This is a genomic window from Loigolactobacillus zhaoyuanensis (assembly GCF_003946385.1).
Taxonomy (GTDB): Bacteria; Bacillota; Bacilli; order Lactobacillales; family Lactobacillaceae; genus Loigolactobacillus; species Loigolactobacillus zhaoyuanensis.
Genome location: NZ_RHOE01000026.1, coordinates 24,182 through 33,774 on the forward strand (window position 1 = coordinate 24,182; position 9,593 = coordinate 33,774).

At 43.5% G+C, this 9,593-nt stretch carries 9 protein-coding genes; 5 read left to right on the forward strand and 4 right to left on the reverse strand.

Annotated elements, in window-relative coordinates; genetic code table 11:
• Nucleotides 1-103: 103 nt before the first annotated feature.
• Complete coding sequence (locus EKM76_RS07000) at nucleotides 104-2,815, reverse strand: HAD-IC family P-type ATPase (RefSeq protein WP_125549976.1); 2,712 nt, start codon at nucleotides 2,813-2,815, stop codon at nucleotides 104-106.
• A 171-nt stretch (nucleotides 2,816-2,986) separates the two neighbouring features.
• A complete protein-coding gene (locus EKM76_RS07005; protein WP_125549977.1) occupies nucleotides 2,987-3,907 on the reverse strand; it encodes a helix-turn-helix transcriptional regulator in 921 nt (306 codons plus the stop codon).
• Nucleotides 3,908-3,994: 87 nt separating this feature from the next.
• Between EKM76_RS07005 and EKM76_RS07010 the strand changes: the two genes are divergently transcribed.
• The gene (locus tag EKM76_RS07010; protein ID WP_125549978.1) at nucleotides 3,995-4,474 is read left to right on the forward strand and encodes a GyrI-like domain-containing protein; all 480 of its coding nucleotides are present in this window, start codon (nucleotides 3,995-3,997) and stop codon (nucleotides 4,472-4,474) included.
• A gap of 80 nt (nucleotides 4,475-4,554) precedes the next feature.
• Here the strand turns inward: EKM76_RS07010 and EKM76_RS07015 are convergent, their stop codons facing one another.
• Together EKM76_RS07015 and EKM76_RS07020 are read right to left on the reverse strand one after the other, a co-directional pair.
• The gene (locus tag EKM76_RS07015) at nucleotides 4,555-5,232 is read right to left on the reverse strand and encodes a GntR family transcriptional regulator (RefSeq protein ID WP_125549979.1); all 678 of its coding nucleotides are present in this window, start codon (nucleotides 5,230-5,232) and stop codon (nucleotides 4,555-4,557) included.
• A gap of 53 nt (nucleotides 5,233-5,285) precedes the next feature.
• The gene (locus EKM76_RS07020) at nucleotides 5,286-5,936 is read right to left on the reverse strand and encodes a pentapeptide repeat-containing protein (RefSeq protein WP_125549980.1); all 651 of its coding nucleotides are present in this window, start codon (nucleotides 5,934-5,936) and stop codon (nucleotides 5,286-5,288) included.
• A gap of 454 nt (nucleotides 5,937-6,390) precedes the next feature.
• Between EKM76_RS07020 and EKM76_RS07025 the strand changes: the two genes are divergently transcribed.
• From EKM76_RS07025 to EKM76_RS07040, 4 genes are all read left to right on the forward strand, one after another.
• Nucleotides 6,391-7,050, forward strand: coding sequence for an amino acid ABC transporter permease (locus EKM76_RS07025; protein WP_125549981.1), 660 nt, complete (start codon nucleotides 6,391-6,393; stop codon nucleotides 7,048-7,050).
• A complete protein-coding gene (locus tag EKM76_RS07030; RefSeq protein ID WP_125549982.1) occupies nucleotides 7,031-7,714 on the forward strand; it encodes an amino acid ABC transporter permease in 684 nt (227 codons plus the stop codon). The genes EKM76_RS07025 and EKM76_RS07030 overlap by 20 nt, the downstream gene beginning before the upstream one ends.
• Before the next feature lie 24 nt (nucleotides 7,715-7,738).
• Complete coding sequence (locus EKM76_RS07035) at nucleotides 7,739-8,476, forward strand: amino acid ABC transporter ATP-binding protein (protein WP_125549983.1); 738 nt, start codon at nucleotides 7,739-7,741, stop codon at nucleotides 8,474-8,476.
• Nucleotides 8,477-8,586: 110 nt separating this feature from the next.
• A complete protein-coding gene (locus EKM76_RS07040; protein WP_125549984.1) occupies nucleotides 8,587-9,417 on the forward strand; it encodes a transporter substrate-binding domain-containing protein in 831 nt (276 codons plus the stop codon).
• Nucleotides 9,418-9,593: the final 176 nt, after the last annotated feature.

The window sequence follows — 9,593 nt, forward strand, 5'->3', positions numbered from 1 at the left end:
AACATTGTTTTTTTTTCAATTTATCGCTTACAAAATGCCTGTTTTTCGGGAAAATAAAAAACTTCCACCAAGAATATTGGTAGAAGTTTATTTTTAATTTTGATCAACGCATCGCAGAACGACGCCGGTGATCGATCAGAATCCGAATAACTTTATCAGCTTCAGTTACGATCAAGGTAACAAAGCCAGCAGCAATGGCAATTCCCCATTGTGACCAACTCATATTTCCTGTTTTGAAAACACCTTGCATGAATGGTAAATACACCAATAAGAGTTGTAGTGCTAGCAACAGGCCAATTGTAGCGAACGCCATTGGATTACTCCAGAAGTGCCGCGAAAAGGCCAAATGCGGTGTCCGAATGTTGAACAAGTAAAATACCTTACCCAACACAATAATATTAACGGTGATCGTGCTGGCGATCACGTGGGAGACACCACTAGAAGTCAGCCAATCGAAGGCCCATAAGCCCATTACCGCGATCAATACCGAAACATAAGCCATTTGGAAGACATCATGCTTATTCAGTAACGAAGTTCCCGTTTTACGTGGTGGTCGCTGCATGATACCTTGTTCTTCCGGCTCAAAAATAAAGGCAAACTGGATCGTGATCGCTGAAACCATATTGATCCACAATAACTGGGTCGGAACTAGCGGTAACGCCTGTTGCATCAAGATACTAAAAGCAACGATCAGCCCTTCCGCAAAACTAGTTGGCAGCAGAAAAGCAATTGTTTTCTTAATATTGGTGTACAAATGACGCCCTTCACGGATTGCCTTAGTCATAGTAGTAAAGTTATCATCCACTAAAATCATGTCGGCAGCATCCTTGGCGACATCTGTCCCTTTGATCCCCATCGCCACACCGATATCAGCTTTTTTCAGTGCCGGCGCGTCGTTGACACCATCCCCGGTCATCGCCGTAACTTTACCGGTTTGCTGATAAGCGTCAATGATTGCCAATTTATTACTTGGCGTGGTACGCGCAAACACATCGTAACGATTAATATTAGCTCGTAATTCTTCTGGTGACATCTGATCTAGTTCAGCCCCAGTGATCGACTGAATATCATCCGCTAAGCCTAGCTGACGACCAATTGCTGCCGCTGTATCTGGATGATCACCCGTGATCATCTTCACCTTGACCCCGGCTGTCCGCATTTCCTTCAACGCAGCAATAACTTCCTCACGTGGTGGATCAATAATACCCACGATCCCGAGAAAATCGACCCCTTGCTGCAAAGTTGCGTGCGTAACTTCATCAACGTCGGCGCCAACCAGCTTATGGCCAACGGCGACGACACGCTTCCCTTGATGGGCCAAATCTTGAATCACATTATCCCAATGAGCACGATCAAAATTAGGATCAGCCGCTGTTGCCATCGCGTATAACTTATCTGGTGCGCCTTTGATGAAGATTTCATGTTGACCAGCTTCATCAACGTCGAGCCGAGCAATATAACGATAGTCCGAATCAAACGGAATTCGATCTAACTCGGTCACCGCTGGTTCTGTAGCACCTAAGCCCTTGTGATAAAGCGTTAAAAAGGCACCATCAGTTGGTTCACCATTAATTATCCAGTGACCATCTTCCTGTTGCAATATCGTATCGTTAGCTTCAAAACCGGCAGTTAACAACTTAACCAGTGTGGCATCATCAGTCACTGTTGCTGGCTGCTGGTTCAGCATGATCTGCCCTTCTGGTGCATAGCCAGTACCACTAACTTGATAGCAATGTTCGCGGGTAATAATATCCTGCGCGGTCATTTCGTTTTTAGTCAGCGTTCCCGTTTTATCAGTGGCGATCACATCGACTGCGCCCAATGTTTCTACTGCAGGCAACGTTTTAACGATTGCGTTATGCTTAGCCATTCTATTAACGCCCATCGCTAAAATCACCGATGTCGAAGCCGGTAACCCTTCTGGCAATGAACCCACCACCATGGTCACTACGGCCAGCGCCAAAGTTGGCAGCGCGTAAAGATCGATCCACCAGCCAAAGACAAATAAAGCTATCGCGATACCAATAATGAAGTAAGAGATCCACTTCCCTAAATCATCTAATTCTTTCATTAAAGGTGTCTTCGCAGCTTTGACGTTACTAACATCGTCGGCGATTTGACCTAATTCAGTATCATGCCCCGTCGCCACCACAATACCAGTGGCACTACCATTCGTAACAGCCGTGCTGGCAAAAGCCATATTGGTGCGCTCAGCAAGCGGCGTTAAAGCTGAATCCAATGGCGTAAAATCTTTCAATACCGAATCAGCTTCACCGGTCAAGGCAGCTTCTTGAATTCGTAAATTATCAGCATCCAATAACCGCATATCTGCCGGTACATTATCGCCGGCTTCCAAATAAACAATATCACCGATCACTAATTGGCTAGCCGGAATATCGGTCCGCTGACCATCACGAATAACCGTTGCGTCAGTTGACAACAGTGACTTGATCTTCTCTAGTGAATTGCTCGCGTTGACTTCTTGGAAATAACCAATTAGCGCGTTGATGATGACGACCAGGCCAATAACGATCGCATCCGAATAATGTTGTAGTAGCAGCGTTAAAGCTGCAGCAAACAGCAGAATATAAATGATCACGTTATTAAATTGCCGCAGAAACATTACCCATTTAGGCGTTACGTGCGCGGTCAATTCGTTCGGGCCATTTTTGGCCAGGCGCTGGGCTGCAGTGGGCGTACTAAGTCCTTGTTCAAGATCACTATTAAACTTAGTTAACACCTGCGTCTCAGTTTGTGTAAAAATCGGCGCCGGTCCAGGTTTCGCATCAGGTGGAACTGTTGGTTGTTTTTCCATGAAGTACATCATCCTCCGTTTTCTTAGTGCTATTAGTATAGCATAGCCGGAATTATTAGCGAAAGAATTATTACTCTAAACTTATACGAAAGCCTAATTTCCCCACTATTATTGCCGCATAATTTAACATAATTACATTGAATAATTGAATACAAAAGGCGGCCGCCAATTTTATTTATCATTGTAAAGTTGTGCGACCTGCGCTAAATAAGTTTTAAAGCCATTGCGAAAGGTGGTGCCGGCAATGAGCTTAACTTTATTGCCTAACGACAAAATAAAGCGATACGCTGATTCACTGTTCGGTAGTGTGATCGTAGCTTCGAAGTAGCCATTCGTCAGCTGCTTGATCACCGTGCTGCCATATCGCTCCGCAAAAACGTCGCGCACACTATTCGCCGCTAACAACGTGATCGTCGTCAAATCAGCATGCGGAAATTTATCCGTAAATGCTAACCGTTCTAGCGGCAGTTTACGCGGTATGAATTCGGCAGCCAATAATTGGACCGCCTGCATCCGGGCTAACCGAAAAGTCCGAAAGTCCTGACGCTCCAAACTGTAAGCTTGAACATACCAACGATCACCTTTATAAGCTAACCGGTAAGGCTCGACTCGGCGCTGACTCAATTGGCCATTGCGATCACTATACATAAAAGAAACTAAATAATGCTGTTTAATTGCTTCATTAAATTGCTGCGCCAGTACTTTAATTTCGGCTGCACCTTGCCAATTCACATTTTGAATCAATAACTCCGTAAACTCAGTGTCAGTGCCATACATTGACTGTAACTTTTGTACGGTCGCCTTTATCTCTGGCGTTTCGATCAAGGCTTCTACGCTTGCTAACGCCGTTAAAAGATTGCGCACGTCACTGGCAGTCAAAAAATTCTGGGCAATTTTATAATTTGGTAACAGACCAATACCGCCATTGCGCCCGCGCTCGGTATAAATCGGTAATCCCGCCAGACTCAACGCTTCCACATCACGATAGATCGTCCGCTCAGTCACTTCCAATGTAACGGCTAAATCGTGTGCGGAAACCAATTCCTTTCGCAACAAAATTAGCATGATATTAATTAACCGACTGATACGCATCTTTTTTCCTCTTTTCATAAAACCTGACAGCTAATTGTCAGGTTTTATCTGTTATTCTACATCTACTAACAGAAAGAAGGAATAAACATGACCCAAACTTATAAAATTCAACAATTTCCTGAATTAACGATCACCGGCTACGCAACGCAGCTCCCCTTACCCACAATGACGAATATTGAGCAAGTTTCCACCCTTAAAAGTCAGCATTTTATGGCTTTAGCCCAAAGTGGTCAGTTTGCTGAATTAATGAGCGCTAGCCGCGATAAAATCGGTTATGCGCTGAGCAGTGTGGTCGACCAACAACTAGAATATTTTGCCGGTGCTAACACGACTGCCACATCAGCAACAACTGAGACCCGCACATTACCAGCCGGCGATTATGTTGTCTTACAAGGCAAAGGTGGTCCTAGCCGCCAATTATTTGATCAACTGATCGGTCAATTTTTTGGAACGATCTTGCCTGAAAATCAACACTTATATACTGGCGATAGTTTCGTTATCGAGGCCTTACTTAACGGTAATCCAAACGATGCAGTCGTTGAATTGCGCATCCCAGTTAGTCATTAAAGCATGATACTCATTTGATCACATCAAAAAAGCAGCCGCAGATTTCAGATTTTACTGAAAATCAGCGACTGCTTTTTCGTTTATTTTTCGCTATCAACGCAAGCTTGCAACATATCTAGTGAACGTAACCAGTTATGTTCCATATGCTCACGGGCAGCTGGTTCGTCATCAGCGGCAATTGCCGAAATGATTTCATTATGTTCACGTACAGCGTCTGGTTGCTGGATGTTCAATTGATCCAGATAAAAATTCTCGATCCGTTGCGCATGGGCATTGACCAGCTGCGAAAACTCGCTCACATATTGATTGGCGGCAATCTTCAAAATGAAATTATGAAATTCGTTGTCCGCGACCAATACTGCCTGTGGTTGGTTTTGTTGTTGCGCTTGCTCGTAACTCTGATTTAACGCCGTTAACTGTTCTAGCTCGGCGCTGGTGATCTTAGTCGCCGCAAGTTCGGCTGCTAAGCCTTGTAGAACCGCTAGCGGTCGATAAATGGCACTGATTTGGTCAGTGGCTACCGCAGTAACGCGGGTAGCGCTGCGGGGGATCATTTCCACAAATTCTTGTGTTGCCAATAATTGTAACGCCTCCCGTACTGGCGTGCGACTAACTCCAAATAAAACGGCAATTGCTTGGTCGGAAATTTTTTCCTGCGGCGCTAAAGTACCGGTAATGATCCAGGCCCGTAATTGCTGATAAACACGATCTTTAGCATTAAGTTCAGTTGAAGGAGATACTTTTTTAGGTAGTGGCATATTCAATTCCTTTCTTAAAATCCCTGATATATCAGATTATAGTCGTTTTTCAATCAATCCTCAAGGTTATCCTTAACGGTCACACCCAATGCCATGGCCAAATCTAGGGCTTGCTGCGGCGAAATGATCATGCCACGCAATAAATCTAGGCTGTAACTAATACCGCTAGTTTCATTATGGCTGAAATCTAACGCTTTTAATGGCGTATGCATAAAATTAGCCCGACTCAAGTCACATTCATCAAAGCTAAGCGCTTGCCAATTAACTTCGCTAAAATCTAACTCACTTAAATTAGTTTGCCTAAAAGCGACCCGGCGCAAACGTGAATCCGCCAAACTCAAATAATCGGCCTTACAATTGATCAAACTAATTTCATTGAACACCGCACTAGCAAAATTACTGCCAGTCAACTTGCAATCAATAAACGTGACCCGTTTGAAACTAGCTTCAATCATTTCTGAATTCAAGAAAGTACAGTGGTTACAAATAACATCTTGCATTTCAAAACGTTCAAAATTAATTTGATCAAAAGTCACATGATCAAACTGAACGCCTTTAAAATAAACGCCACTAAAATTTTGTTCACTTATTTGTTGTGCTTGAATATGAACATTCTGGATGAATGCTTCATCACATAGATCCGCTAGATCCCCTGCCGGTAAATCCGGCGCAAGACGCGGTGCGGAAATTTTTTGTTGGTTCATTTACTCACCTCATTGACTGATCAGCTATCTCAGCGTTTCTGTTAAATTACGCGCGTAACTGTCATTAGTATCATTATACGTATATTTGTGCACTGACCTCTAGCTTACCGATTTCCAGATAATTTGTAAATAAAGTTCGTTGACAGCTTAAAAAATTAGTGTAATATTAAAAACAAGTTAGAAAGATTAAGCAATGAAGAGAAGAGTAGATTATAAATTTCCCCAGCGAGCTTCTGTTTGGTGCAAATGAAGCGTTATTTTGTAATTGAAGATGAACTTGGAGCTTTACTGGCTGGTTGCAAAGCTAGCACAGTCGTCGGCAGGCGATATACTGCACAGTCTATGACTGAATAAGGTTCGAATCGCAAGGTTTGAACAAATTAGGGTGGTAACACGTCATTACGTCCCGGCACTGCTTTTTGCGGTGCCGGGCTTTTTATTTGGAGGTGACTTTATGAGTTGGACGGTTATCCAACAAATTATTCCCGTTTTCGTGCAAGCCTTTTGGTTAACACTTAAACTATCATTTTACGGTATTATTGGTGCCATTATCGTGGGCATGATCGCCAGCTTTCTCCGTTATTTTAAGGTGCCTGTGCTTAGACAAATCAGCGCGGTTTACACTGAAGTATCGCGGAACACGCCATTATTGATCCAGTTATTTTTTATCTACTATGCCTTTCCAGAGATCGGCATTAAAATATCGGCTTCTGCAGCCGGTATTAGCGGGCTGATTTTCTTAGGTGGCAGCTACATGGCGGAAGCAATTTACGGTGGTTTAAACGGTGTGGCTAAAATCCAAGTTGAATCTGGCTTGGCGATTGGCCTAAGTCGCGGTCAGCTGGCGCGCTACGTTGTTTTTCCGCAAGGCTTGACCCTTAGCATCCCGGCAATCGCGGCTAACGTTATTTTTCTGATCAAAGAAACTTCAATTTTTACGGTCATTGCGATTCCGGAATTAACTAACACAGCACTAGATCAAATTGGTTTGTATTACCACACCGATGAATCATTATTTGTGTTGGTGATCGCCTACGCTATTATCTTGATTCCGTTATCGATCGTGCTGACTTGGTTAGAGAGGAGGACTCGTCGTGGCGCATTCGGGAATTAACGTTTTATTCGCTGGTCAAAATTTCAGTCGCTTACTGGGCGGATTATGGATCTCAGCAAAAATTTCAATTGTGGCATTGGTCATTGGTATCCTACTTGGTGTCCTACTTGGTGCATTGCGGACGGTGAAAAATCCGCTACTACGCACTATTCTGCGCTTATATTTAGAGTTTTTCCGAATCGTTCCAACGGTTGTTTTACTCTTTTTGTTCTATTATATTCTACCAAAAAATTTCAACGTTAATTTAAATGCTCAGGCAGTGGCCATGTTGGTTTTCGCCCTCTGGGTTGCAGCGGAAATGAGCGATATCGTCCGCGGGGCGTTGATTTCAGTCCCGCAACATCAAAAAGAAGCCGGCTTAGCGATCGGCTTAAACGGTCCGCAGCTATATCGTTACGTCCTACTACCACAAGCGGTTGGGCTAATGATTCCAGCGACGATCAATCTGATGACTCGCGTCATTAAGACCACCTCCCTACTACTGTTGATCAGTGTGATGGACGTGGTCAATATTGGCCAGCAAATCATTGAGGCTAACCGGCAACAGTATCCTGACGGTGCATTCTGGATCTACGGCTTGATTTTCATTTTATATTTCCTGCTTTGCTATCCACTATCCGCATGGGCACGCCGGCTTGAACAACGTCAAAATAATAATGCTTAAAATAAGCTTTCAAGGAGGAACGTTATGGCCACGCCATTATTACAAGTTGAACATCTCGAAAAATCATACGGCGATGTTCATATTTTACACGACATTGATCTCACGATCGATACCGGCAGTGTAACTGTTCTGTTGGGGCCATCTGGATCTGGTAAAAGCACCCTGATCCGCTGTCTCAACGGCTTAGAAGATTTCCAAAGTGGTCAATTAGTTTTTTCAGGGCAGCCCGTGGTACCGAGTCCAAAAGTTTGGCAGCAATTACGCCAAAAAATCGGGATGGTTTTTCAGAGCTATGATTTATTTCCCAATCTGACGGTACTGGATAATATTTTATTGGGACCATTAAAAGTCCAACATCGCGCCAAGGCTGAAGCTACGGCGCAAGCAATCAAACTTTTAAAGGAGGTGGGGCTGGCTGAATATCAAGATGCCTATCCACGACAACTTTCCGGTGGGCAGAAACAACGGATCGCCATTGTCCGTGCCTTGGCATTAAATCCCGAATTTATGCTGTTCGACGAGGTCACGGCATCATTGGATCCAGAAATGGTCCGCGGTGTGTTGGAAGTTTTACGTAACTTGGCTCAGCAAAAAATGACGATGCTAGTCGTCACGCACGAAATGAACTTTGCCCGTGAAATCGCCGATCAGGTTGTTTTCTTGGAAAATGGGCGTATTCTCGAGCAGACACCAGGTCAACAATTTTTCACCAATCCACAAACTGAGCGGGCACAGATTTTTCTCAATAGCATGGATTTCTAAAGAACGATTTTAATACCAAGCATCGTTATTTTGCCTTTTAAACACGTTGCAGCAATAATTTTTTAACAATACTAATTTGGTTTGGTTACTTAATTCTGGGGGGATTTTTAATGAAAAAAAGAACACGTTTAATCGCCGCTTTTCTGGCATTGGTCACACTATTTGGTTTATTCGCTAGCTTTGCACAACCGGCTCAGGCTGCCGAAACGACTAGCCTCAGCGCCATTAAAAAACGCGGTACGATCAAAATTGCCGTCTTTGGCGACTTACCACCTTATGGCTGGGTCGATAAAAATGGTAAACGTCAAGGTTATGATATTGCTTTAGCTAAGCAAGTAGGTAAAGATCTAGGCGTTAAAGTAAAATACGTCCAGGTCAACGCTGACAGCCGAGTTGATGCGCTAAACTCTAATAAAGTCGATTTAGTCTTAGCCAACTTCACCGTCACGCCAGAACGGAAACAAGTTATTTCGTTTGCTAAGGCTTACATGAAGGTTTCGATCGGGGTCATCTCACCTAAGAGCAAGCCGATCACCAAGGTCAGCCAATTAAAGGGTAAAGATTTGATCGTCAACAAAGGTACGACTGCGGAACAGTACTTCACCAAAAATTCCAAAGGCGCTACCTTACAAAAGTACGATTCAAAAACACAACAATTTAACGCTTTGAAAAATGGTCGTGCCGCTGCTTTAGCTGATGACAACTCATACTTGTACGCTTGGGTCAAAAACAACCCTAAGTACACAGTCGGCATCAAGCATTTAGGCCCGAACCAGTACATTGCACCTGGGATCAAAAAAGGTAATACTAGCTTGTTGAAGTGGACCAACAAAGAAATCACTAAGTTAAACAACAACGGTTTCTTCGATAAAAACTATAATCAGAACTTGAAACCTTACTTTGGCTCTGACGTAACGGCTAAAGATATCGTGATCAAATAATAAAAAAGCTCCCACTCAGCGCGCTTGATGAAGTGCCTCATAATTGTTAGACAAAGAGTCTAATGATTGTGAGGTACTTTTTTCATGGTTAAATATAGCCCAGTTTTAAAAGCGCAAATTATCAGTGAACATCTAGACCATGATATCGGCGGTGCCGAGCTGGCCAGAAAATATTG